Raw genomic sequence first — 26,044 nt, 5'->3', positions numbered from 1 at the left:
CCTCCTGCTTTTAAACTGAAATTTGTCTTACTTGATCCAATGATATTGGTCCAATTCCTGCTACATTTAATTTTAATCCTTCTCCATTTTGACCAAGGCTTACACTATCAACATTTGCAGAGGTCATGGTTTTTAATGATACTTCTTGCCCTCCATAAACTGCATGTACCTCAATTTTATATTTACCTTCTTTGACTCGATTATTGTCGCTTCCTGTACCATCCCAATTGAACTGAAAAAATCCTGGTGCAGGTTGGCCTAAAGGAATCGTTTTTATAAGCTCACCCGACTCTGAATAAATAGATGCATTCAAATTACTGAGACCCGGTGGAATATCAACTGCAGCCTTTGAATCTCCTTCCGCCCCCAGTTGGAGCGCGTTACTATTTACCAAAACTTTACGACCAACTAAAGCGGAAGCTTGTAAAGCCTGATTTGATTGTAAAGAAGTTGCCATTTGTTGCAGCGATTCTTGCATTTTAGCAACTCCATCATTCGTACTAAACTGAGCTAATTGTGAGAGAAACTCACCATTTACCTGCGGTTGCATGGGATCCTGATTTTGAATTTGAGCCACCATTAAACGCAAGAAATCCTGTTGTCCCAGGCTTTGTTTTGCTGTCGCATCAATTTGATTAAATGATGCATTAGATGCGTTAGTTCCATTAACTGAATTTGTTGACATTCCCTTTCCTCCCTTACTCACCTAGCCTTAAGGTCCTTTGTAATAGTTGTTTTGTTGTATTGAGCAATTCAATATCCATTTGATATGACCTTGATGCAGAAATCACGTTCGCCATTTCTTCAACATAATTCACATTCGGTGTATAAACAAATCCATTTTGATCTGCTTGAGGGTTATCAGGTGCATAATGCTTTATAGGATCTAAATTGCTTTCATAAGTTCCTTTAAGTTGAACTCCCCCAGATATTTGTTCTCCCATCCATTGATTTGCATGTTCTTGTACTGCTTTGAATATAGGATATTTCGCTTTATACACTTCGTCAGCACTACCCGTTTCTACGTTAGCATTACTCATATTCTCAGCACTCGTTGTCAAACGAGCTGTTTCAGCTGTCAACGCCGAACCTGCAATATTAAAAATTGCACTTAATGTCATTGCTATTCTCCTTTCAGCGCAAGCATCATGGATTTGATTTTACTATCAAGAAAACTCAAACTGGCTTGATAATTAAGCGAATTCCGTGCAAATTCGGTGGTTTCCAAATCTTTATCCACGGTATTTCCATCTAGAGACATTTGAGAAGTAACCCGATATTTCAAACTCGCTGAAAAATCCGCATTTGTATCGATATGATTCGGAGAAGTAACCTCCATCTTTTGCGCACCGCCAGCCATACTGGCTGCCAAAAATTCATTGAAATCGACATCTTGAGCTTTATAATTGGGTGTATTAACGTTGGCTAAGTTATTCGCCAACTGCGAGGCTCTATGATCGCGTGCGACTAAAGCTTTAGCATGTATTCCAAAATATGAATCCAAATCTAACGCCATATGTCCTCCTTTTAAAGTCAGTACAACAAGAAATGCAAACATTGTGCCAATTTCAAATAAGTGAGAAAATAAGCGAGTTATAACTTGGTAAGGCTTAACCATGTCAAAAAACCATTCTCTTCCTGAAAACGCTATAGAACAAGTAAAACATTATCTGTTACAGTTACAAAATACAATTTGTTCACGACTTGAAAATCTTGATGGTCAAGCCCAATTTATCGAAGACTCCTGGAATCGTCCCTCAGGTGGTGGCGGAATTACTCGTGTTTTAACAAAAGGTTTGGTTTTTGCGAAAGCAGGTGTCAATTTCTCACATGTATCGGGAGCCCATCTCCCTGCTTCAGCCAGCGCACATCGCCCCGAATTAGCAGGCAGAAATTTTAATGCCCTCGGCGTATCATTAGTCATTCATCCAGATAACCCCTACGTACCTACATCGCATGCGAATGTCCGCTTTTTTCTTGCAGAGAAAGATGGGGCGGAGCCAGTTTGGTGGTTTGGTGGTGGATTTGATTTAACACCCTATTACGGATTTGAAGAAGATTGCATACATTGGCATCAAACTGCCTTGCGTGCCTGCGAGCCCTTTGGTCAAACGGTTTACCCTAAATTCAAACAATGGTGTGATGAGTATTTTTTTATTAAACATCGAAACGAAGCGCGTGGAATTGGCGGCTTATTTTTTGATGATTATAACGAAATAAGTTTTGATCATAGTTTTGCCCTGATGCAAAGCATAGGCGATCACTATATTGAGGCTTATGCTCCAATCGTATCACGTCGCAAATCCCATCCTTTTGGTGAACGAGAAAAAGCCTTTCAGAATTACCGAAGAGGACGATATGTAGAATTCAATCTAGTCTATGACCGTGGTACTTTATTCGGATTGCAGTCGAATGGCAGAACGGAATCAATTTTAATGTCATTACCGCCCGAAGTTACTTGGGAATATAATTGGCAACCTGATACAAATAGCGCAGAAGCAAAACTTTACACTGATTTTCTGCCTCCGCGTGATTGGTTAACATCAGAATTAGTTTGTAGCTAGATACTAAGTAGCTTAGGGTGCAGCGCAGCAGAACCTTGGGAGCCAAATCTGAATGAATAGTTCCAACCCCTGTTCCGCTGAGCCGCCCCACGGCTTCACTTTAACTTATTACTTTGCTGGCAGAACCACTCTCTTTAAATAAATCCGGGCTAACAACGCAACCACAGCATTTAATAAACTCAAAATTAAAAAAATTTGGGGAATTTCAGCACTAAAATGCAACAAACCAATGACCATAAGTGTCCCTGCAACCATAAACAAAGAATTATATATATTATTGGTGGCAATAACTCGAGCTCTGCCATGAGGCGGGCTCGCAACCTGTAAATAGGTATATAGGGGAACTAAAAATAAGCCGGAACTAAAAGCCAACATAAATAAATCAAAAGCAATACGCCAATGGGCAAAGCATGTAAAAAAATTACTTAATGAAAAGAGTAAGCCTTGTTCTGTTTCAGGAGTAGCCCAATACAAATCCATTGAAAAACAAGTAAAGGCGAACATGGCCCAGGGGACCATAGTCAGGTTAATTCTCCCTTGAAAAATAAAGTTCACCGTCACTGAACCACATGCAATTCCTACTGAAAATAAAGCAAGAAATAATGCGAAAACAGCATTATTTGCCCCTAAAACATAATTCGTATAATCAGGTAGCTTGGTTAGGATTACTGTTCCTAATAACCAAAACCAAGATAAAATCAAAATAGATAATAAAATACCGAAATGCTCTGTCACCTGCTTCAGCATCTTATAAGTCACTCGCCAAATCTGAGCATCAATTTTTATCTTTTCAGATGGAGATGGGGCTCTAGGTATAAACATACTTGAAGTTAATCCAGCAAGTGCAATAAGTACCGTCAAAAAAATAGCCAGGTATGGTTTTGGGCTGTTCATTCCTATGGATAAAGAACCCATAGTAGTTCCTAATAAAATGGCGATAAAAGTACTTGCATCAACTAATCCGGTCGCCCCTAATAAATCCTTTTGGGGTAAATGATCCGGTAAAATGGCATATTTTATAGGCCCAAAAAATGTTGAATGTACTCCTAGACCAGTCAAAGTGAACATCATCAGAAAAATATTGCCCCAATATAAAGCAAAGCTACCGATAATCATTAAAAATACTTCTAATATTTTGATTACCCGAGTCACTAAAGCTTTATCATATTTATCTGCCAATTGCCCGGAAGTAGCTGAAAGAAGAAAGAAAGGTGCTATGAATAAAGTACCTGCTATTGCCTGGTAGAATTCGGATTGAGCTTGGTCATGTGTTAAATGATAACTAATCAAAGTAAGCATTGCCAACTTGAAGGCATTATCGTTGAACGCACCAAAAAATTGAGTCAGAAAGAAAGGCAAAAATCTACGTTCTCTTAAAAGGTAAAAAGCACCAGTGCCCATGGGCAAAACTCCATTGATAAATATACATAACCGTTCATGTATCACAGAAAGTGAATACTACACTGAACGGTTAGATAATTCTGCATATAATATCAATAAAAAACGTGTAAATCTGATCGGTTTGGTTTTAACATTGAAGGAAGAAGATGATTATACTTTAATATCAACTCTTCAAGGTTATCATGAGTCTCTGCCTCACGAACGAGCTGAGACAAGCCTGTCCCTGAAATCTTATTATCTGATAAATCTACATATTTTAAATTATTATTTGATTTTAATGCTTGTGAAATATACTCAGCCCCGACATCACCAATTTTGTTGCTTCTTATAATAAGGTGAGTCAAAGATTGTGATTTAGTAATCATGGCGGCAATTTCTTTGGCGCATTCTTCATTCAAGTTATTGTATGATATGTCCAAAATTTTTAATGAGGGATGTTTCAACACAAAATGATGCACAGCATTCATTCCTGCCAAGCTAAAATCATTACAGCTTAATACCAACTCGTATAAATCTGTATTCGTTTCCAATGCTGCTAATAAACACTGCACTCCAGTATCACGTAACCAGTTTAATGATAAATCCAAAACGTTCAGCTTTTTCTTTTTTAGAAAGGAGAAAAAGTGAGCAGGAACTTTCTCCCCTATCCAATTATCTACAAATCTGATTGTATTCAGTTTTTTATTGGGTAATGAATCAAATAAATAAGCGAGGTGCTCCGTATCAATATGGTTCGCATAAAAGGAAACCTCACTTACTTTAGAGGATAATTTCAGGATGTCATGGAGTGCACTATAATCTTTATCATCCAAAGTGGAATGCCCAATACTAATTTTTTTTATTGATTTGCATTGTCTTGAGCCTTTGGATTGCAAATAGTTTTTAAGGCGAGGAAGCGCTAAATGGTGTTGTAGCTGAAAAAGTTCTATCGCTTCTAATGTTCCATGCTCATGTTTTAGTCGAATCGTCATATCACATCCCCTGTAAATTGATTTCTCATTAAGTGTAGATGATATTTTTCTACTGGATATAACGACGTATAAGATTTTAATTATTTAATTCGATACTCCCATAAAACGTGGTTCATTTTTATGGGAATATCTGCTCTTTTGGAATAATTAAATTTGCGCTACCAAACGGGTCAATACATTTCCAGGACCCACCTCAATAAAAACCGTTTCACCTTGATTTTTGAGATAACGGATCGTTTCAGTCCACCGAACAGGATGAGAAATTTGCCTTACCAAATTGTCTTTAATCATAGTGTCGCTATAGGGCTCTGCTGTGACATTAGCAATCACTTGAGTCTGAAGTGGAGAGAACTCAAACGGTGCAATAAATTTTGCAAATTCATTAGCAGCTGCTTGCATATAACGAGAATGGAATGCGCCACTGACTTTTAATGGGACACACATCAATGCTTCCTTGGCAAGCAATTCATTAGCCTTGGCAATGTCCTCAGCAAGTCCGGAAAGAACAATTTGTTTGGGTGAATTAAAATTGGCAAAATCTATAGAATCCAATCCATTGGCTCTCAGTAAAAATTTAATTCGCTCTTCTGGTAAATTAATTACAGCCAACATTCCCCCACCACTTGCTTGGGCCATCAATTCACCACGTTTTTGCACCAGTTTTAATCCTGTAACAAAATCAAAAGCACCTGCAGCAAATAAAGCAGCATACTCGCCTAAACTATGTCCTATAAAATATTGTGGTGCAGGCTCTTCAGCAGTTCTGGCCAAAAAAGATAGTGCTTCAATAACATATAATGCGGGTTGAGTATATTCGGTCTTACTCAGTTGTTGTTTGGGGTCATCCAAGCATAATTCCTTAATGGAATACCCCAAAATCTCATCAGCCTGTTTTATTTGCTCAGGGAAATGAGAAAATAATTCGATCCCCATCCCTTTCGCTTGAGATCCTTGCCCAGGAAACATATAGATTGTCATAGATACTCCTTTTCCAATACGAACACTCTAAATAAATCACTCATGATAAATAGAACTGCAAATAATGTCATTAAGTAAATTAAATAAAGGAAATAATGTAATCATTCCATTAAGTGATGGACATTAATCTGGATTATTTTTTATCCTAAATAGATAGTGTTTCGCCAAAGAATTGACTGGATCAATTTTAGGGTGAAGAAAATCCCCATACCTATCCCGAATCATTCCGAGTTTTTCCATAACGCGTTGTGAACGTAAATTTTCAGGCACAGTAAAAGCAACTACTTCCTTTAATTTTAGTGTATTAAATGCATAATTCAGAACAGCTTGAGCCCCCTCAGTTGCATAGCCCTTACCCCAAAATGAGAATGCCAAACGCCAACCGATTTCCACACATGGTGTAAAATGTGCTTCCCAGGCGGGACTGTTTAAGCCAATAAAACCCATAAATTCCTGCGTACTTTTTTCTTCTACAGCCCATAAGGTATAATTTTTTTCAGCGAGCTGTGCATTCATTCGCTCGATAAATGAAGCAACCATATCCATCGTCCAAAAATTAGCAATGTACTCCATTACCTTGGGATCTTGGTTCATAGAAAAAAATGGAGCAATATCATCATCGCTCCATGCTCTTAATAAAAGTCTTGGTGTCTCAATAGTGTTCATGGCAAGTAAATTGTCCCTTCCAAGTAAAGATGGCTTGTTCCATAAAGAAAGACTCGTCCTTCTTTTACTTCACACTCCAATTTGCCCTGACGGTTACCCCCTTGCAGGGCATTAATATGTGATTTGCTCAATTGTTGACACCAATACGGGGCAATAACGCAATGTGCAGAGCCAGTTACAGGATCTTCTGGAACATTACATCCTGGATAAAAACATCGTGAATAAACATCTGTATTATTTCCTGGTGCAGTTAAAATGAGGCCTCTGTAATCCAAACGAGCTACTGCATCCAAATCGGGTTCAGCCATTTTTACGTCATTTTCATTCTCATAAACAAACATTAAATCAAACTGACTTTTCAAGACTTTGTGCGGTTTTTTTAAATTTAATTGCTGTAACTCTGGTGACAGTTCAATTGGATGATATGGCAACGCTGGGAAGTCCATCATCATGCCATTTTCATTTTTACGAACAATAAGTACCCCACTTTTGCAATTAAATTTTATTTCCGATCCTTTAAAATTTAATTGCTCAAAAATAACATGAGCACTGGCAAGGGTTGCATGGCCACATAAAGCAACCTCTTCATTTGGCGTGAACCATCTTATGTAATATCCATCGCCTTCAGGAACAAAAAAAGCTGTTTCTGATAAATTATTTTCTGAAGCAATACTTTGCATTTCTTTATCAGTTAACCAACTATCTAAAGGGCAAACTGCTGCAGGATTACCTTCAAAAAGAGAGGATGCAAATGCATCTACCTGATACATGGACAAACGTTTCATACAAATCCCTTAAAGTAAAAAATAAACAAACGATAGGGATATATGAAGATGTTTTTGAAGAATTCAAGATCTATATTATTGTTTTTATAATATTTAGCCAAAAGATATCATTGACTAACTGCCACATCCCTAAATTTTCGGGCTCAAGCTCAATAAAAAGCCATTACCAGAACAAAAATTTCCGGATTGTAGCCATAATCAAAAAGTTCATTGCATGAGAAGTAAACCCAGGTTACGGCAAATCCTTAGCCTAGGTTAAACTTAACACGCAGCGATAGCTGAGAATATATTATGCGTTACTTTACTGTTCGGAAATCAGTGTAACGTCTTGTGCTTTTAACCCTTTAGGTCCTTTATCAAGCACAAAGGATACTGGATCATTTTCATGGAGGGTTTTAAATCCTACACCTTGGATATCTTTATAATGAACAAAAATATCGTCACCACTTTCATTAATGATAAATCCAAATCCTTTTTTCTCATTGAACCATTTTACATGGCCCGTTTCTCTTTGCGACATTAGCTATCCCCTTTGTCTTAAGCTTTACTATCCAACTATTTCAGATGTTTATTTTTAGCGCAAAAATATTTACTATTAAAACGCTGAGTTATAATAAACATTCACTATACGTAAGAATTGTTTCCTTACATATAGATTAGCATAGCAGTTTTTTATTGATTGTTAAGAATTTTTTTAAAAAAAACAACATCTTTATCTTACTTTTTTCTATTGGAAATACACAATGAATCAGATGAAATCAGCTTTTATAAAATTAGCACTTGATTGCCAAGTATTAAAATTTGGTGAGTTTACTTTAAAATCTGGCCGTATTAGTCCTTATTTTTTTAATGCAGGCTTATTTTATCAAGGAGACGCTTTAAGGAAATTAGGACATTTTTATGCAAAGACTTTACTTGAGCATAAAGTCCAATTTGAACATTTATTTGGGCCCGCTTATAAAGGCCTACCTCTTGCTACCGCAACAGCTATAGCTTTAGCTGAGTTAGGAAAAGAATCTACCGTTACTTTTAACCGTAAAGAAGTAAAAGATCATGGTGAAGGAGGCCAATTAATTGGTGCCCCCTTGTCCGGAAAAACAATTATTGTCGATGATGTTATTACTGCAGGTACCGCTTTTAGAGAATCACAGGCTTTGATTAAGCAACATGGTGGCCAATTAACTGGAGTCATTATCGCTCTGGATCGATGCGAACGTGGGCTAACCAAGGAATCAGCATTATCTGAAATTAAAGCACAGGGCATTGATGTGTATTCAATTATCACTTTATTTGATTTAATCGATTACTTAAAGAGTACAAATCAAAACGAACAAGTTAAAAAACTTGAGGCTTATCAATCTTTGTATGGTTGTTAAGCCAGATCCGCTCCATTCTAAACGCATAGCCGAAGCTTCATAGCCTGGATGCCTCACCTCTATCCTTCTCCCAATGCTGGGAGAGGGGATTTTTTTAACTTATAGACCCAGACTACTATTTTTTTAGATCAATATTAATCGTTTATCTACTTTTCTCCATTGACAGAATTAAAAATAGTCTTTACTATTGTATTAATGTTATAACGCGCTAATACATTAATATGAAAACACATACTACACTAAAACATTCTGCACTACCTGATTTAATGCATGCCATCAGCATGCTTGAGAACAAAGATGAAGCATTGCAATTTTTTACCGATTTATGCACTCCAGCAGAGCTCGAAGCAATGGCAGATCGTTGGCAAGTTGTTCCTTTATTGAGACAAGGTATTCCCTACCGCACGATTCATGAGCAAACGGGAGTTAGCGTGACCACAATAACTCGTGTAGCACGCTGTTTAAGTTTTGGTACTGGCGGTTATGAACTAATCGCCAAAAGATCGGAGTTATCGTGAAAAATCGTTTACGTTTGGCATTACAGAAAAAGGGTCGTTTATCAGAGGAGTCTTTGAATCTTTTACAACGATGTGGGTTAAAGTTTCGTATAAAGCCCAATAGTCTGCTTACACATGTTGATAACTTTCCCATTGATTTACTTTTTGTACGCGATGATGACATCCCGGTTTTAGTATTTGATGGTTTATGTGATGGAGGTATCGTTGGTGAAAACGTCTTATTAGAAGCCTCACTTGCCAACCCACACAAAGGATACAAAATAACAGCAACGTTGGGTACTTGCACGTGTCGCTTATCTATTGCTGTTCCTGAGTCTATGGACTATCAAGGCCCAGGAAGTCTGGATGGCAAACGTATTGCTACCAGCTATCCTAATTTACTGAATCAATATTTACGTGATAAAAAAATATGTGCTGAAAGTCTTGTATTATCGGGCTCAATTGAGGTTGCCCCGCGAATGGGTATGGCTGATGCAATTTGTGATCTGGTTTCAAGTGGCCAAACTTTGGAGGATAACAAACTCAATGAGGTCGATACAGTACTTTCAAGCCAGGCCGTATTGATCCAAAGCGCGCTACAGTCTTCCAACATGTTTCAAGACTTATTTGACATGCTTGCGCGAAGAATTCAGGCAGTACAACAAGCTCAGGAACGGAAATATATTGTTTTTCATGCCCCCAAATCTGCTCTCGAAGCAATTGCAGAAAAACTACCTGGAGCTGAATCGCCCACAATTCTACCTTTACCAGGAAATATGGATAAAGTAGCCGTTCACGTTGTTTCCAGTGAGCGAGTATTTTGGAACACCTTAGAAACCATTCAAACTCTAGGTGCCAGTTCTATATTGGTTTTACCCATAGAAAAAATGTTGGAGTAGTATGATGTTATCGATTAAAAATTGGCAAACCCTATCCCAAGCTGAAAAAAAACTCTATTTAACTCGACCCATGCAAACTTCATCAGTAAAAAGCAAGGTACACGAGATTATCAAACAAGTACGAACATTTGGAGATCAAGCCTTATTTGCATTTACAGAACAGTTCGATGGGGCTTGTTTGAAAAGCCTGGAAATCTCTAGGAACAAAATTGAAAACGCATACATTAGTAGACAATCACTTACTGCCATGAATGAGGCAATCAAAACCATTACCACTTACCATCAGGCGCTTTTACCGGAAAACAAAAATATATGTACCGCAAAAGGAGTGAATATTTATAGCACCTATAGACCAATACAACGCGTCGGTTTGTATGTACCTGGTGGCAACAAAACTCCTTTGGTTTCTTCATTGTTAATGCAAGCCATACCCGCGCAGGTTGCTGGATGTCCTACAAAAATATTATGTACTCCACCTGATGCATCAGGTTCCATTAATGAACATTTACTTGTAGCCGCACGATTATGTGGCATAGACACCATTTATGCACTCGGGGGAGCTCAAGCAATTGCGGCTATGGCTTATGGGACTGAAACGGTTACTAAAGTCGATAAGATTTTTGGACCAGGAAACAGTTATGTTACAGAAGCAAAAACTCTGGTTGCCTCAGATCCGTATGGTGCGGCTATCGATATGCCTGCAGGGCCTTCCGAAGTGATGATTCTTGCAGACAATCAAGCAAATCCAGCATTTGTTGCTGCGGATCTGCTCGCCCAAGCGGAACATGGAGTCGACTCTCAGGTAATTTTGATTTGCGACACAATTCAGTTTGCAGAAGAGGTAAATCAACACCTGCACGCTCAATTTACTCGCTTATCAAGAGCTCAAATAATCAAACAATCACTGGCAAACAGCTTGATTATTGCATGTGCAGATCAAACGGAACAATTAAATATGGTCAACATCTATGCGCCTGAACATTTAATTATAAATCGCGAGGATGCAAAAGATTTACTAGATAAAATATATAGTGTAGGCACTGTATTTCTTGGTTCCTGGGCTGCTGAAACTCTTGGTGATTATGTAACCGGATCAAATCATGTGCTACCGACAAATGGTTATGCCAAAAATCATAATGGCCTGAGTACACTCGATTTCCTAACTCGCTTTAATGTGCAATCGATTAGCGAAGAAGGAATTAAAAATTTAGGACCTGCGGCAATTGCATTAGCACAAATTGAAGGTTTGGATGCGCATGCACAGGCCGTAGCCATTAGGTTGAACTCATTGGAGAATTAAATGTCTGTACTTAATTTAATACGCCCTGAATTATTAAACAACCAATCTTATGTTCATAATGGAGCTCCTAAATATCGATTACATGCAAATGAGCTTCCTTGGTCTGCATTAAGCACGGATATTGATTTAAATTTTTATCCAGAAAAGCATCAGCAAGACCAGTTACAAGAACAATTAGCAAAACGTTATCAAGTGGATGCAAATCAAATTGTATTAACTCGAGGATCAGATGATGGAATTGATTTAATTACTCGTTTATTTTTAAGCGCAGGTCAGGATGCATGTATGCAATTCTCTCCTACCTTTTCCATGTATGCATTTTATGTATATTTACAACATGCGCAACTTATTGAATGTCCAATAGATTCTCGAAACAATTTCGAACTGTCATTAGCAGACATCAAAAATAGTTGGCAAAAAAATTGTAAACTCATTTTTTTGTGTAATCCTAATAATCCTACGGCGAACCTAATCGATCTGGATTTTATTGCAACTCTTTGCGATGAATATAAGAATCGTTCCATTATTGTTGTTGATGAGGCGTATATTGAATTTGCAGAAGCCCAAAGTGCAACTTCCCTAATTTCCCAATTCGATAATTTAATTGTTTTACGTACTCTTTCTAAGGCTTATGGCTTAGCTAATCTTCGTTTAGGAATAATTTTAGCGCAAGCAAATATAATCCAGGCCTTTAATAAAATTATGCCTCCCTTCCCTCTTTCCAGCGTAGTGATTGATTTAGCGCTACGCGCATTGGAAAAGCCTGAATGGTTTGCCCAGGCTATTAGCGCAATTAAAGAGTCTCGATCAAAGTTAGTGCAGGAGTTGCAAACTTGTCCTGCAATTGAAAAAGTTTATCCAACTGAAACAAACTTCATTCTTGTTCAAACCGAGTATGCGATTGAATTAACTTCTTGGCTCGCCAATCAAGGCATAGCAATTAAAAGCTTTTTACCTAATTCATTGCTACATAAGCATTTACGAATCACCGTTGGTGATGAGTCGCAAAATCAGCTTTTGCTGCGTACTTTATCTTCTTTTCAAAATAATGTTTCAGGATGTTAAAATGCAAAAAATCTTATTTATTGATCGTGATGGAACCTTAATTGAAGAACCTTTTGATTTTCAAGTAGATTCTTTGGATAAAATCAAACTCACACCCCATGTTATTCCTTCATTACTGCAATTACAAAAAGAAGGATACCGCTTTATTATGGTGAGCAATCAAAATGGAATTGGAACCCATTCCTTTCCTGAAGATGATTTTATAATCTGTCATGAATTTACTCTTGATCTTTTCTCTTCACAGGGAATATTTTTTGAGGAAATTTTTATTTGTCCTCACATGCCCGAAGATAATTGCTTGTGTCGAAAACCCAAAACAGGCTTGGTGGAACAATTCCTAAAAGAAAGAGCATTTAATAAAACATGTTCCTGGGTTATTGGAGACAGAGAAACTGATCGACAATTTGCAGATAGTCTGGGTATTAAATTTCTGCCAATTTCTCAAAAACATGGATGGGAGCAAGTTACCCAAACAATACTCAATCAAAAACGTAGTGCAGTGATTCAAAGAAAAACAAAAGAAACCGATATCAACCTGACGTTAATTTTGGATATGGACCAAAATAGTGAAATAAAAACACCTGTGCCATTTTTTAACCACATGCTGGAGCAAGTAGCCAAACATGGTGGATTTAATCTTGAATTATGTGCCAATGGAGATGTGGAAGTTGATGATCATCATCTGATTGAAGATACCGCAATTGCTTTAGGAGAAGGTCTGAAAAAAGCGCTTGGTGACAAATGGGGTATTAACCGTTATGGCTTCACCTTACCGATGGATGAAGCTTTAGCATCTATCGCAATTGATATCAGTGGAAGAGGTTTTTGCGAGTTCAAAGGCCAATTTACCCGGGAGTTTGTTGGCGGTATGGCAACCGAAATGGTACCCCATTTCTTTAATTCATTAGCCACCGCTCTTGGTGCAACGATTCACATCGAAGTTAAAGGTCAAAATCATCACCATATGATTGAAGCCTGTTTCAAATCATTAGGTAGAGCGTTAGGGCAAGCCTGCATGAAAACAAACAATACCCTACCATCGACCAAGGGGGTATTATGATTGCCATTATTGATGTTAGTGGCACAAATCTAACCTCCTTAGCAAATGCATTAAAAAGGTTGGGATTTGATTATCAATTAACACACGATGCAAAGGTAATTAATAAAGCAAGCCACGTGATACTACCAGGGGTAGGTACTGCCGCTTATGGAATGAATGCATTGCGCCAGTATGACTTGATTGATGTAATAACCTCACTAGAACAACCACTGTTGGGGATTTGTCTCGGTATGCAATTATTGTTTGAACACAGCGAAGAAAATAATGTTCGTTGTCTAGGAATAGTTCCCGGAACAATACAACGTCTGCCTCGCCAGGAAAATTACCCTGTGCCTCACATGGGTTGGAATCAGTTGCAATGGTGCACAGAGACATTTTTACAACAAGGGTTAATTGAACAAGATTATGTTTATTTTGTTCATAGTTATGCACTTGGTGAGAGCAAGTATGCTTTGGCTTATTGTGAATACAGTGAACCATTCACCGCAATAATTCAAAAAAATAATATTTGGGGAATGCAATTTCATCCGGAGAAATCTGCAGAAACCGGAATGCGTTTACTAAACAATTTTTGTAGCTATTCAGGTTAGCTTAGACGAATCGTCAACCAGATCTAACTAACTGACTTAAAATATATGGAGGCTGTATGATCCTTATCCCTGCAATTGATATCCAAGCAGGTCGTTGTGTGCGATTACGCCAAGGACAATTTGATCAAGTAACACAATTCGATACACTACCTATAGACCGTGCCACCTACTTCGCCCAATTGGGCGCGAAACGTTTGCATGTCGTTGATTTGGATGGTGCACAAACAGGAACGATGCAACACCTGCCTTTAATCAGTGCCATGCAAAACACAGGAATCCCGGTGCAAGCCGGTGGCGGGATTCGTTCTTTAGAGCAAGCAACATTATGTTTTTCAGCAGGAATATCAAATCTAGTCTTAGGCAGCGTTGCCATTACTAATCCTGAATTGACTGCACAAATTATTAAAGAGATAAATCCACAACACATTATCCTGGCTTTAGATATTCGAATGCAAAAAAAGATACCTATACCGGCTATTCATGGTTGGCAAACAACATCAAATAGTAATTTATGGGATGTCGTTTCTAATTATCTACAACTCAATGTGAAACAAATACTTTGTACTGATATTGCTTGTGATGGAATGATGCAAGGACCAAATTTTGAGTTATATAAAGAGGCTGTGGAACGTTTTCCACAAATTGAATGGCAAGCCTCAGGAGGTATCCGTAATGCAGATGATATTAATCGATTGGATGCATTAGGAGTTAACGCAGCGATTCTGGGATTAAGCCTCTATCAAGGCACTCTGGACCTGAGCGCAATGTTATCGTAAAAAGTTTTTGTGCCTGGGTTCAGCGTCCTCAAACCCTGGTTTTTAGTTAAATAGAAAAATTATGAACGCGAGTACAATATGTTAACCAAACGAATTATTCCATGTCTTGACGTACGCGATAATCAAGTCGTCAAAGGAGTTAAATTTCGCTACCATCGTGTTGTTGGAAATATCCTTGAACTTGCAGCTAAGTATTCTGCATCGGGCGCGGATGAGCTTGTATTCTATGACATTACTGCAAGTTCAGAGCAACGCTTGGTTTGCCCGGATTGGGTAAATCAAGTGGCAGGAACAATCAATATTCCTTTCACCGTAGCGGGTGGAATTCGTTCTCTTAATCAGGCAAAATCGGTATTAAATTCTGGTGCCGACAAAATATCCATTAATAGCCCAGCGTTAGAAAACCCTGACTTAATCAGTGAGTTAAGCCGTAATTTTGGAAGCCAATGCGTTGTAATAGGAATCGATAGCCAATGGATAGATAATGATTATTATGTCTATCAATATACTGGAGATGAGCAAAAAACGCTTAATTCGAGACGCAAAACAAAAGAATGGATCAAGGAGGTACAAGATCGAGGTGCAGGAGAAATTGTACTCAACTGCATGCAATCAGATGGGGTACGCGAAGGTTACGACTTACATCAGTTAAAATTGATGCGACCTCTATGTCAGGTACCATTAATTGCCTCAGGAGGCGCTGGAGCAATTAATCATTTTACTGAAGTGTTCCTGGAATCTCGAGTAGATGGAGCTTTAGCTGCCAGTATTTTTCATGACAAAATTTTGACGATACACGAAATAAAATTAGCACTTAAAAAACAAAAGATTGAGGTACGACTATGATTCATATGGAAATTAATTCTTTAGATTGGAAAAAAATGAATGGCTTATTACCAGCCATCATCCAAAATGCTGAAAATGGTAATGTCCTAATGTTAGGTTATATGAACCAGGAGGCTTTGATCGCTACCCTCACTACCGGCCAATTAAATCTGTATAGCCGCAGCCGAAAACGATTGTGGCGTAAGGGGGAAACCTCAGGTAACAGCATGTCGGTACAACACATCAGTGTTGATTGCGACAATGATAGCCTTTTAATTCAGGTTTTGCCTAAAGGTCCTGCATGTCATTTAGGGTACACAAGTTGCTTTCAACTCGCACATGACACCAATCTTGGATTTATCCATGAGTTAATTGAGCTGATTAATGAGCGGGCGGATGCAAAAAATGAAAACAGCTATACAGCAAAATTATTAGATTCTGGACTCTCTAGGTGTGCTCAAAAGGTAGGGGAAGAAGCCGTAGAAACAGTGATTGCGGCTGTAAATAACGACCGCGAAGAATTAGTTAATGAAAGTGCCGACTTAATTTTTCACTTATTGGTTTTATTAAAGGCATGTGAACTGAGTTTTTATGATGTGTTGCAATGCTTACGCGATAGAGACCGATCGATTCATACCTAAATTCCTTCTCCCCAACGGGGAGAAGGTGCCCGCTAGGGCGGATGAGGGGATTCACGCTACGCCGCACATCCCTACATCCCTACCCCTCCCATATTGCTGGGAGAGGCGATTTTATTTTTACATCAATTACACAACAGCCAACAAAACTGCAGTAAGATAATTTCCTTCAGGAAAAGATGCTAATGTAGGATGACAACCTGCTGGACCATAAACACCTAAAATTCGCGCTTGTTTCCCTACAGCTCCAGCTTGAGCACTTACCAAAGAGCAAAACTCCTGAGATGAAAGTGCTGAAGAACAATTACACGTCATTAATAAGGACCCCGTTTTCATGTACTTAAACACTTCACGATGTAAAAATCGATAATAGTTTTTAGCTCGCTCAACATGCTGCTTGGATGGAACCAATTTAGGAGGGTCAAGAACAACTGCATCATAGTCCCCTGCTTTTGTTAAATACTCTCGTGCATCCGCTTCAATCCATTCGATCTGGGACACTCCATTTAATACTGCATTCTTTTTAGCTTGAGCTATTGCTTGAGCAGAACTGTCCACTGCTGTAACCTTTAAAGCCCCTGCTTTAGCAGCATGTAAGGCAAAACCACCACTATAACAGTAGAGATCCAATACATTCTTTCCTTTAGATAGTTGAGCAATACGTTGATGGTTTTCTCGTTGATCAAGAAATAACCCGGTTTTTTGTGCTTGAGCGAACTCAACTTCATAAATAACTCCAGCTTCAAGAACTTGAGTATTATATTGTTTCTCTTGTACAGTAATTTGCTTCCAGCCATCTTGCCCCAAGGGTTTACTTTGAGGCAACCATATAATTTGATCTGCGGGAAACAAATTCTGTAATGCTTCAATAATAATTTCTCGATTGAGCTCAACCCAATAAGCGGAACTGGCAACAACACAAGTTTGATTAAATCGATCGATCGTTAAGCCAGAAAGACCATCTGCTTCGCTATTAAATAAACGATAGGCCGTAGTTTCTTCATTCGGTAGATTTAAACACTCCCTTACTTGCTTCGCTTGGTTTAAGCGATGGCTAATCAAAGTGCGCAAATTACTAATATCAATGGATTCGTTGGTAAGCGCCAAAACCCTGACTCTGTAGAGAGAATGCTCATTATAGACACCTACACCAATAAGTTTCTCATCTGAATTATAAATATCAATCAAATGGCCTGTAACTAATTTCCCATGAGTCCGCGCAATCGCCTTGGGGAATATCCATGGATGACCGCGTAATACAGTATTTTGTTTTGCTGCAAGCAAAATAACTTTTGCATTCATTTTTCTATTTCCCAAAGAACAAAAATCGGCTAATCTACACAAAGAACGCTACACCTGCAATAGTTCGTAAAATTTATAAAACCTAAGAAAGTCGTTCCCACTCCAATTAACTGGTGGAAAAATAAAAATTAGGGACAGTATAGCAAATATGAAAAAACTCTTTATCTCCCTTTTTGCTATTAATTTAGCAATGCATTCTGGTAATTGATATGGAAAATACAAACAAGTTCTCTTATGGTCTCACCCTTGGGGCATTAGGCGTTGTATTTGGTGATATAGGGACCAGTCCATTATATGCCTTAAAAGTAACTCTAAATAATATTGCTATTTCCCAATCACACATTTTAGGCGTGCTATCCCTTATTTTTTGGTGTTTGATACTTGTTATTTCATTCAAATACTTGATTTTGATTCTACGGGCAGATAATGATGGCGAGGGAGGAATTCTCGCCCTTTTGGCACTAATGAAGTATAAAAGTACAAAATATACACCTTTGTTTTACATCGTCGCAATTTTTGGAGCTGGTTTGCTTTTAGGTGATGGAATGCTAACACCAGCCATATCGGTAATAAGTGCTGTAGAAGGCCTTAGCACCCTTTCAGATACTTTTACTCCCTTTATTCTTCCTATCGCTATAATTATTTTGATTCTTCTTTTCACATTACAAGCAAGGGGAACGGGAAGTATTGGAAATCTGTTCGGACCAATTATTCTTGTCTGGTTCATAACTATCGCAATTCTAGGTATCATACAAATTGCTAAAGCCCCTATTGTGCTTACTGCAATTAATCCTTACTATGCCTTTGATTTGATACGTGATACAGGATTAAAAGGATATTTATTATTAGGCGGCATCTTCCTCGTTGTCACCGGAGGTGAAGCGCTTTATGCAGATATAGGACATTTTGGAAAAAATCCGATTCGAGCAGGTTGGTTTGCCGTTGTTCTTCCCTGTTTAATATTAAATTATTTTGGCCAAGGGGCTAACTTACTTTTAAATCCCCATGCCATTAGCAACCCTTTTTACATGATTGCACCGGAATGGTTTTATATCCCCTTGATTATTCTCGCTACCATTGCAACAATAATCGCTTCACAAGCTGTGATTTCAGCTACCTTTTCTTTGACAAAACAAGCGGTTTTGCTCAGTTTATGCCCTCGTATACCTATAGTACAAACGTCCAGGGAGTTTTCAGGGCAGATTTATGTGCCACAAATTAACTTTATTTTGTTTATTGGGACCTTAACTTTTTGTTTTGCTTTCCAAACATCAGATCGGCTTGCTCATGCATACGGCATTGCTGTGAATGCAGACATGCTTCTAATTGATGCGATGGTTGCTTATGCCGCATTATCAATTTGGAAATGGTCAAAATATAAGGTTATCCCTATATTTGGATTATTTCTTATTATAGATTTTGCATTTCTCGGTTCAAATTTACATAAATTTTTGACAGGTGGTTGGGTCCCTGTCACATTCGCGCTGATAATAGCAACCATTATGTATACCTGGAAATTTGGCTTAGAATACTTGCGTGAAAACTATTACATGAATAAGGATGATATTTCCAAGATTCTCAGGCAATTAGAGTATAAAAGCTTGAATCAACTTACTGATTTGACTGCAGTATTTATCACTGATGTTTATGATAGAAGCGGAGGAAGCTTTCTTCATTTTCTTAAGTTAAGCCGCGCCGTTCCCGAACGCGTACTTATTGTAAATTATGTAGTAGAAAACATCCCATATATACATTACAGTCAACGCTATGAAATTACCTGCTTGCACGAGAAAGTATTCAATCTTACTTTGCATTATGGATTTATGGAAACCATTTCGATACCCAGAGCTTTAGAACGTGCTTCGAACAAAAACCTTTTTCCCTTTAAGTTAAATGTTGACCGCGCTACTTATATGGTAGAAATTCCAAATATTACTGCATCAAAATCAAAAAAATCATTAACATTTTATTGGCAAGAAAAGTTGTTTGCTTTTCTAATACGCAATTATTCGGCTAATTTAAATATCGACTTTTATAAACTACCGTATAATAGGACGATGGCAATCGGTACCTATTTTATTATGTAATCTCAGGAGTTCTTTATGTGGTTTAACAATGCACTGATCTATCAATATGAGCTGGATGAAGCTAGCGATTTAACAGCCTCCCTAGCTGAAAATATTCTAAAACCTTGCCCGCCCCACGCCCGTTTTATTTATGGCTGGCTTCCTGCTTTTGCAGACGAAATGGTTCAGGAAGTTGCCGGAAGTTCACTGATTTGTATGGGGAAGGAGGAACGTTTACTGCCACGTGGGGTGATCAACAAAATGCTTGCTGAAAGAGTGCATGCGCTTGAAACCCAACAAGGCCGCACCGTTAAACGTGCAGAAAAGGCACAAATGGCCGAAGATATTGAGTTTGAATTATTGCCCAAATCGTTTTGCGTCCAAAAAAAAATGCTTGCCATCCTGGATAGTGCGAGCAACAGAATAATAGTTAATGCTTCCAGTGCTAATCAAGCATTACAGCTTACCTCTCTTTTACGTAAGTCAGTGGCAGGGATTACAATTGAACCACTAACTCATACAGAAAATCTGGCTTTACGATTCGCAGAATGGATTCATTCGCCAAGTACACTTCCTAATCATTTTCAATTAGCATCTGATTGCCTACTTTTTTCTCTTGATGATGAAAAAAAACGTGTGCATTGTAAAGGTTATGAGCTTCCAGCTGAGGAAATTATAACTTTATTATCACAAGGCATGGCAACTGCAGAAATTTCTTTAATCTGGAAGGAACGAATTCAATTTACCTTAACCCATGATTTTACATTCAAAAAGCTTAAAAGCCTCGATTACCTTCTTGATGATTTTAACGAAATTAAGCAACTTGATGAAGAATATCAACAACGTGATGCAGCACTTACTTTATTATCAGGTGAGTTACGTGAGTTGACTAATGATCTTTTAGCCGCACTCGCAGCGAAATCAAAAGAACCCGAGTTAGCAGAGATTCTATAAATTTAAAATAAAAGAGAGCCTAAAGCGGCTCTCTTTTTATTGCCCATTTTACTTACCATTGAACTTTGTAAAAAGACGGACTATCCATAAAAATTTCTCTCATCTTCATTTGCTATTCCATAGCCGTAATATAAAGAAACTCCCTTTCACACACCATAATAATTAAATATACAAGATGCTTTTATTTCATCATCAATAAATCAGGTGATTTTTTCCATTTTGTCTGTATGATAAGTTGCCTTATAAACAGTTAAGGCTTCTTCAGCAGCCTTATTAAAACCTAATGCCATATTTGCATCATGCATAACGACTAATGCTTGTTTTACACTTGGAGCCTGTGGGTAATTTTTAACGACATAACTTGCTCTATTAATTGCTGCAACATACATCTGACGCTTAAAGTAGAACGTTGCCACATTCGCCTCATGTTGTGCAAACATATTGCGTAAATAAATCATGCGTTGTAATGCATTAGCCTTATATTTACTATCTGGAAACTTTTGAATCAACGTACCAAAATCGGAATATGCTTGAGTTTGCGTTCCGGGATCTCTCCAGGACTCATCTAAAGGTAAGAATTTTGCAAAAACTCCTCGGCTTTGTTGGAAGTTAGCCATCCCACGCATGTAATAAGCATAATCTACATTTTTGGCTCGTGGATAAAGATGGATAAATCGCTCCGCCGTCGCAGCAGCAGAAGGATAATCTTCATTTTTATAATATGCATAGATTAATTCCTTCTGCGAACTTTCAGTGTAATCGCTAAAGGGATACATTGTTTCAATTGCTTCAAGATGCTTTATTGCTGTTGCATATTCTTTTTTTCGTAAGTCCTTCTGGGCCACTGTATAAAGCTGCTCAGCCGTCATTCCTTTGTAAGGATTATTATCTTCATCATCTTTACCCCACCATGTCTTACATGCAGATAAAGAGACAATAAGACCGATAAGGAACAACATTTGAATTTGTTTCATAAACTACACCTATCTAAATATATATCTGTTGCATCCACAACAACAGCCACAAAAATTTGAAACATTATACCTAGGACGATTGAATTTGCGAACATTCTTATGTTTTTTTTAAAAATTGAGAGAAATAAAAACAGCATCAACAAAAAATATTCAGCGATCACTTAAAATATAAAAAAATGTTTGCAAAACCAAGATCATTAGAGTAGTATCCTCGCTTGGAGAGATGGCAGAGCGGTCGAATGCGGCGGTCTTGAAAACCGTTGAAGGGCAACCTTCCCAGGGTTCGAATCCCTGTCTCTCCGCCAAATTTTAAATTCCTCTACTACTGATACCCAATTCATAAATCAAAACAAAGTGCTGGTTTTGGTATTGAATTTAATTTCAAAATATAAGTTCCCATAATAAAAATATGTTCAATATTATATAAGTCGTTGATATAGTAGAACCTTCTATCATCAGTGGAGAACCATATGTTAAGGAATAGCGCAAAGCGTTTTGGTAGTATGACAAAACTGTTGCATTGGTTAATTTTTATTTTAATTGCTGCCCAATATTATTTAGTCTGGTCCATTAGTGATAACTCACCGCTAGCCTCTCTTTATATCATGTTACATAAGTCTATAGGGATGACCATCTTAATATTGGGAATCCTGTTTTTCATTTGGCATATGATAAATGTGAAGCCTCTTCCACCAGAAACTCAACCCCGATGGCAATACATTACTTCTAAAGCGGTCCATCATACTCTTTTCATCCTTATCATCCTCATGCCTATTATTGGTTACCTGTTATCATGTGCTAATGGAAAGCCTATTAACTTTTTTGGTTGGTTTACCATACCCTGCCTTATCTCAGCGAATGATCATCTTGGTGGGATTATGTTTTCAACACATGAAATGCTTGCTTTTATTATTTTATTTTTAGTGGGAATTCATGTTCTGGCGGCTTTATACCATCATTTCATATGCAAAGATTTTGTATTGAAGCGCATGCTTCCATTTACATCTAAAGACTAGTTTTAGACAACCACGGGATTGTAAAACTGAGGATTTGATCAGGTAAAGACGAAAACTTTACCCGATCAACTATCCACTTAGAAATACTGAGGAGGAGCTGAAGGCTCTAAATCATAATATGAAGGTGGGGGTGTTTGTTGCGAATAAAAGGTTTGAGTATTGATATAGGTTAGTTGGGAGATTCTGCAATCAAAACACAAATCGCCTACTTCAACAATCTTCAACTCACCTTTACGCAAATGCCTTAACTTTGTAAGTAATTCATTGACTTCACTTCCATTTTCGTCAAAATAACGCTTGAAAAAAGAAGGTATTGGCTTCTCATTACCTAACGATTTCGCCATTTCTGCCCGCAGTGCAACCATAGCACATTTTACTGCAATAGGATCAATACCCTTTTTTTGTAAAGACTCTTCTTCTGCAGCAGTTAATTGAAATCGTAGGGGATCTTCTGGATCCATAGACTCTTTATTCGCTGATGCATTTATGGAGTCATACATCATACTCATTGCCCAACATCCGATACCAGCACCTATGATAGTAAGCAATACCGCTCCAAGAATTACTACGCCAACAGGATTAAATCCTGCCGCTACAGCAAGAGCGATGAGTGGTGCTGCTGCGAAATTAAGCGTTAAAAGAGTTGAACCAGCACCAAATGCGAGAGAAGTGGCTAACATTAATGCGCCTTTCAACCATCCTTCGCCATAACAAAATCGCTCAATACTGTTTGCAAACTCATCGAGCATGTAGGCTAAAGCAATAAATGCCAAGACAGCTGCAGCCGCTGCTATAACGATAATAACTAATGCGGCGATTAACTTACTTAAATCATCTTTTGATGATGAATCATGCTTATGATGGTTAGAAGGAAAGCAACAACTTGTATCATGATGAAAATGAGAATGACGATGAGAATCGAGTATTGAGCTCAAAATCAACCAATCAATGAGCCTTGAATCGTGGCAATTATAATTGTTATACTCATTTATCACATATTTTACCTCAGGGTTAAATTGAGGTATTTGAGGATTAAATTTGTGTTGTTTTTGGGAAACCTGTTCTCTAAAGAGAGGTAAAGCATAAAATATTTTATTAAAAGCCTTATAGGCTTTATCTTTTTCTTCTCGGTCTAGAAGAAATAGAGAGCTTGTACTCAACGGCGACTCTATAGAAAATTGCACCGCCAGAAACATCTCATTGTACATCTCATAAATATTTAGATAACGACCAACACAATTTTTATAATGACTTAGTATATGAGCATATAGTTGTTTCAATTTAAGATCGGTAAACTTCGTACTTAAATCAGACATAGAGACTCCTTTTATTGGGTTACATCGCCAAACTTTGCTACTCAGCCTACTTAAAGAGAACCTCTAAAGTAAGATACTACTTAGCACGTTTGTCTATAGATCTTAATGCTTCACAATTTGTGCGCGACTAATTAAACTCTTTTCATACAAGTCATAATCCATCATGCCATAGCTTGCTTCAATTTGTTGAATTAAGCTATCTTGCTGCTCCCTGTCTAATGTACTCAATTTCCCATCATGAATCTGCTTTAATCTCACTACTACATAATCACCATTTTGCATAACAAGACCATTGCGACTTTCTGGTCGCAATAAATTGAATGCCGTATCATTAATATCAGTATCAACCTTATCATTATCACGAGTTGACATAACTTCTGATTTCCATGATAAATTATTTGAGCTGATCAGTTCTTGCTGCTGTTTATCTTCAACTGGACTTAATAAATTCATTCCAATTTCTTTGGCTTTAGCTTCAGCACCTTTCTTAACTAATATTTTATTAATTTGATCACGAACAGATTCCAAAGGCTGTTGTGATTCATCCCAATGATGATTAACCCTTACAACTACAACCGAGTCATTATCAATTTGTATTGGTTCACTATTATTACTTAAGTCGAGAACATCATGACTGAATGCGGCATTTATTACCTGTTTATTTTTTGTAATAGTATCGGCACCACCCTCTCTTGAAAAAGGCTGAGTTGTTTCGATTTTCAAATCTAATGCCTCTGCTACTGGTTGAAGAGAATCTGGAGTTTGATAGCTTAAATCTGATAATTGCTCCAAAGCTTGGGTATATTTGTTTTGAGCTGCTTCAGCGATAAGTTGTTCTTTAATCGATTGATCTACTTCAGAAAAGGATTTTGTTGAAACAGGTTTATAAGCAATTACTTTAAAAATTTCATAACCATGTTTTGTTCTTTCAGGAGACGAAATCTGTCCCGGCTTGGTTAAATTAGATAAAATTCGATTATAATCATTCTGTCCAGCAGAGATCCAGGGAAGTACACCCTTATCTGCAATGGAAAGTTTGTCATCCGAAAGCGTTGAAACAAAATGTTCAAATTGCTCTGGATTTTTTTGCAATAGTTGATAAGTATCATTCGCTTTTTTCTGAATTTTTTCCAAATCAGCTTGGCTGGCATCATTTGGAACAGCAAATAAAATATGGGCCACTTGCCAACTAGCAGGTATTAAATAGCTATTTTGGTTTTCTTCATAATAACGTTTTGCATCATCATCTGAAATTTTAATTTTGCTCTTGATATCATGCATCGATAATGAAACATAATCCAGGCTGACTTTTTCTGGGGTCATGAATTCTTTTTTGTGTTTTTTATAATAACTAGATATTTCTTCTGGAGAAACCTGGATATCCTTTTCAAAAAGTGCCACTGGAACGGTTAGATAATCATAGTCTCTGCTTTGCATGTATAGACTTACAAACCGATCAATTTCATCAGGTAAAGCAAAAGAGCTTCCCATAAAAGCAAATCGTTGCTGGTTTAACAACATCCCCTGTTTTACTTCGTTTTGAAAACTTGATTGAGTAAATAAAGCAGCATTTAACGCTTGCTGATATTTTTGAGCTGAGAAATGACCGTCTTCCTGGAACTGCGGGATACCTAAAATTGCTGCATTTGCCTGATTCGAGCTGACATCAAATCCATTTTTGCGAGCAGCTTGCACCATAACTTCATTAGTAATCATTTGATTTAAAACTTGATTCTGCAGCTTTTTCTCATCAGCAGCAGTCATCTGTTCAATATCTTGCATGGAGCGAGCACGTCTGTAATTGGTCTCAAATGTTTGCATTGTTAAAGGCTGGCCATTGACGACAACCTTTGAATTTGTCGTTTGACGTGATTGTAGATAATAATCCACACCAAAAAGTGTAAACGTAATACCGATTAAAATAACTACTAACCAAGCTACAACACCCTGTATACGTTCATTTAACTTTTGTAACATGTCCCGAGATCCATATATTAATTAAGGCTTTATATAATTCAGCGCGGG

27 protein-coding genes and 1 tRNA gene are annotated in these 26,044 nt (G+C 37.7%); 15 read left to right on the top strand and 13 right to left on the bottom strand.

The window, feature by feature from the left end:
* Positions 1-10 precede the first annotated feature (10 nt).
* The 3 genes from DGG96_RS10950 to flgB are packed head-to-tail and all read right to left on the bottom strand — an operon-like array spanning position 11 to position 1,516.
* Positions 11-685: a flagellar hook assembly protein FlgD gene (locus tag DGG96_RS10950; protein ID WP_110142698.1), complete on the bottom strand. Its 675-nt coding sequence runs from the start codon at positions 683-685 to the stop codon at positions 11-13.
* A 13-nt stretch (positions 686-698) separates the two neighbouring features.
* Positions 699-1,121: a flagellar basal body rod protein FlgC gene (flgC, locus tag DGG96_RS10945; protein ID WP_110142697.1), complete on the bottom strand. Its 423-nt coding sequence runs from the start codon at positions 1,119-1,121 to the stop codon at positions 699-701.
* A 2-nt stretch (positions 1,122-1,123) separates the two neighbouring features.
* A complete protein-coding gene (gene flgB, locus DGG96_RS10940) occupies positions 1,124-1,516 on the bottom strand; it encodes a flagellar basal body rod protein FlgB (protein ID WP_110142740.1) in 393 nt (130 codons plus the stop codon).
* Positions 1,517-1,616: 100 nt separating this feature from the next.
* Between flgB and hemF the strand changes: the two genes are divergently transcribed.
* Positions 1,617-2,564, top strand: coding sequence for an oxygen-dependent coproporphyrinogen oxidase (gene hemF, locus DGG96_RS10935; RefSeq protein WP_110142696.1), 948 nt, complete (start codon positions 1,617-1,619; stop codon positions 2,562-2,564).
* A 108-nt stretch (positions 2,565-2,672) separates the two neighbouring features.
* On the opposite strand, the gene DGG96_RS10930 is transcribed toward hemF, so the two are convergent.
* The 6 genes from DGG96_RS10930 to DGG96_RS10905 form a co-directional block, all read right to left on the bottom strand.
* Complete coding sequence (locus tag DGG96_RS10930; protein WP_110142695.1) at positions 2,673-3,965, bottom strand: MFS transporter; 1,293 nt, start codon at positions 3,963-3,965, stop codon at positions 2,673-2,675.
* A gap of 92 nt (positions 3,966-4,057) precedes the next feature.
* Positions 4,058-4,936 carry a leucine-rich repeat domain-containing protein gene (locus DGG96_RS10925; protein ID WP_110142694.1) on the bottom strand — a complete coding sequence of 293 codons (879 nt, stop codon included), beginning with the start codon at positions 4,934-4,936 and terminating at the stop codon, positions 4,058-4,060.
* Positions 4,937-5,083: 147 nt separating this feature from the next.
* Complete coding sequence (fabD, locus tag DGG96_RS10920; RefSeq protein ID WP_110142693.1) at positions 5,084-5,914, bottom strand: ACP S-malonyltransferase; 831 nt, start codon at positions 5,912-5,914, stop codon at positions 5,084-5,086.
* Between the two features lie 123 nt (positions 5,915-6,037).
* Positions 6,038-6,580: a GNAT family N-acetyltransferase gene (locus tag DGG96_RS10915; RefSeq protein ID WP_110142692.1), complete on the bottom strand. Its 543-nt coding sequence runs from the start codon at positions 6,578-6,580 to the stop codon at positions 6,038-6,040.
* Positions 6,577-7,365 (bottom strand): PhzF family phenazine biosynthesis protein, encoded by a 789-nt coding sequence (locus tag DGG96_RS10910; protein WP_110142691.1) that lies wholly within the window; start codon positions 7,363-7,365, stop codon positions 6,577-6,579. The genes DGG96_RS10915 and DGG96_RS10910 overlap by 4 nt, the downstream gene beginning before the upstream one ends.
* 301 nt (positions 7,366-7,666) lie before the next feature.
* The gene (locus DGG96_RS10905; protein WP_110142690.1) at positions 7,667-7,885 is read right to left on the bottom strand and encodes a cold-shock protein; all 219 of its coding nucleotides are present in this window, start codon (positions 7,883-7,885) and stop codon (positions 7,667-7,669) included.
* A 223-nt stretch (positions 7,886-8,108) separates the two neighbouring features.
* Here DGG96_RS10905 and pyrE point away from each other — a divergent pair, with 223 nt between their 5' ends.
* The 10 genes from pyrE (at position 8,109) to hisIE (ending at position 16,394) form a co-directional block, all read left to right on the top strand.
* Entirely contained in the window at positions 8,109-8,741 is a 633-nt protein-coding gene (gene pyrE / locus DGG96_RS10900; RefSeq protein ID WP_110142689.1) for an orotate phosphoribosyltransferase, read from the top strand.
* Between the two features lie 221 nt (positions 8,742-8,962).
* Complete coding sequence (locus DGG96_RS10895; protein ID WP_110142688.1) at positions 8,963-9,259, top strand: YerC/YecD family TrpR-related protein; 297 nt, start codon at positions 8,963-8,965, stop codon at positions 9,257-9,259.
* Positions 9,256-10,137, top strand: a complete 882-nt coding sequence (gene hisG / locus DGG96_RS10890) for an ATP phosphoribosyltransferase (RefSeq protein ID WP_110142687.1) — start codon at positions 9,256-9,258, stop codon at positions 10,135-10,137. Before DGG96_RS10895 ends, hisG begins: the two co-directional genes overlap by 4 nt.
* A 4-nt stretch (positions 10,138-10,141) precedes the next feature.
* Positions 10,142-11,437 carry a histidinol dehydrogenase gene (gene hisD, locus DGG96_RS10885; protein ID WP_110142739.1) on the top strand — a complete coding sequence of 432 codons (1,296 nt, stop codon included), beginning with the start codon at positions 10,142-10,144 and terminating at the stop codon, positions 11,435-11,437.
* The gene (gene hisC / locus DGG96_RS10880) at positions 11,438-12,502 is read left to right on the top strand and encodes a histidinol-phosphate transaminase (RefSeq protein ID WP_110142686.1); all 1,065 of its coding nucleotides are present in this window, start codon (positions 11,438-11,440) and stop codon (positions 12,500-12,502) included.
* A 1-nt stretch (position 12,503) separates the two neighbouring features.
* Positions 12,504-13,562 carry a bifunctional histidinol-phosphatase/imidazoleglycerol-phosphate dehydratase HisB gene (gene hisB, locus DGG96_RS10875; protein WP_110142685.1) on the top strand — a complete coding sequence of 353 codons (1,059 nt, stop codon included), beginning with the start codon at positions 12,504-12,506 and terminating at the stop codon, positions 13,560-13,562.
* On the top strand, positions 13,559-14,152 hold the full coding sequence (gene hisH, locus DGG96_RS10870) for an imidazole glycerol phosphate synthase subunit HisH (RefSeq protein WP_110142684.1): 594 nt from the start codon (positions 13,559-13,561) through the stop codon (positions 14,150-14,152). The genes hisB and hisH overlap by 4 nt, the downstream gene beginning before the upstream one ends.
* A gap of 56 nt (positions 14,153-14,208) precedes the next feature.
* Positions 14,209-14,928, top strand: coding sequence for a 1-(5-phosphoribosyl)-5-[(5-phosphoribosylamino)methylideneamino]imidazole-4-carboxamide isomerase (hisA, locus tag DGG96_RS10865; RefSeq protein ID WP_110142683.1), 720 nt, complete (start codon positions 14,209-14,211; stop codon positions 14,926-14,928).
* Between the two features lie 78 nt (positions 14,929-15,006).
* Positions 15,007-15,774, top strand: coding sequence for an imidazole glycerol phosphate synthase subunit HisF (gene hisF, locus DGG96_RS10860; RefSeq protein WP_110142682.1), 768 nt, complete (start codon positions 15,007-15,009; stop codon positions 15,772-15,774).
* Complete coding sequence (gene hisIE, locus DGG96_RS10855) at positions 15,771-16,394, top strand: bifunctional phosphoribosyl-AMP cyclohydrolase/phosphoribosyl-ATP diphosphatase HisIE (protein ID WP_110142681.1); 624 nt, start codon at positions 15,771-15,773, stop codon at positions 16,392-16,394. The genes hisF and hisIE overlap by 4 nt, the downstream gene beginning before the upstream one ends.
* A gap of 126 nt (positions 16,395-16,520) precedes the next feature.
* Here the strand turns inward: hisIE and DGG96_RS10850 are convergent, their stop codons facing one another.
* On the bottom strand, positions 16,521-17,693 hold the full coding sequence (locus DGG96_RS10850; protein ID WP_110142680.1) for a class I SAM-dependent rRNA methyltransferase: 1,173 nt from the start codon (positions 17,691-17,693) through the stop codon (positions 16,521-16,523).
* Between the two features lie 209 nt (positions 17,694-17,902).
* On the opposite strand from DGG96_RS10850, the gene DGG96_RS10845 reads away from it, so the two are divergent.
* On the top strand, positions 17,903-19,780 hold the full coding sequence (locus tag DGG96_RS10845) for a potassium transporter Kup (RefSeq protein ID WP_110142679.1): 1,878 nt from the start codon (positions 17,903-17,905) through the stop codon (positions 19,778-19,780).
* A gap of 15 nt (positions 19,781-19,795) precedes the next feature.
* A complete protein-coding gene (locus DGG96_RS10840) occupies positions 19,796-20,713 on the top strand; it encodes a recombination-associated protein RdgC (RefSeq protein ID WP_110142678.1) in 918 nt (305 codons plus the stop codon).
* Positions 20,714-20,913: 200 nt separating this feature from the next.
* On the opposite strand, the gene DGG96_RS10835 is transcribed toward DGG96_RS10840, so the two are convergent.
* Positions 20,914-21,687, bottom strand: a complete 774-nt coding sequence (locus DGG96_RS10835; protein WP_110142677.1) for an outer membrane protein assembly factor BamD — start codon at positions 21,685-21,687, stop codon at positions 20,914-20,916.
* A gap of 217 nt (positions 21,688-21,904) precedes the next feature.
* On the opposite strand from DGG96_RS10835, the gene DGG96_RS10830 reads away from it, so the two are divergent.
* Both DGG96_RS10830 and DGG96_RS10825 read left to right on the top strand, forming a co-directional pair.
* A tRNA-Ser gene (locus DGG96_RS10830) sits at positions 21,905-21,992 on the top strand.
* A 165-nt stretch (positions 21,993-22,157) separates the two neighbouring features.
* Positions 22,158-22,703: a cytochrome b gene (locus tag DGG96_RS10825; protein WP_110142676.1), complete on the top strand. Its 546-nt coding sequence runs from the start codon at positions 22,158-22,160 to the stop codon at positions 22,701-22,703.
* A 77-nt stretch (positions 22,704-22,780) separates the two neighbouring features.
* Here the strand turns inward: DGG96_RS10825 and DGG96_RS10820 are convergent, their stop codons facing one another.
* Positions 22,781-24,019, bottom strand: a complete 1,239-nt coding sequence (locus DGG96_RS10820; RefSeq protein ID WP_110142675.1) for a hypothetical protein — start codon at positions 24,017-24,019, stop codon at positions 22,781-22,783.
* Between the two features lie 102 nt (positions 24,020-24,121).
* On the bottom strand, positions 24,122-25,996 hold the full coding sequence (locus tag DGG96_RS10815; protein ID WP_110142674.1) for a SurA N-terminal domain-containing protein: 1,875 nt from the start codon (positions 25,994-25,996) through the stop codon (positions 24,122-24,124).
* Positions 25,997-26,044: the final 48 nt, after the last annotated feature.

This window comes from Legionella qingyii (assembly GCF_003184185.1).
Note: the sequence above shows the minus strand (reverse complement) of the source record. Positions and strands in the feature narration are given on the sequence as shown.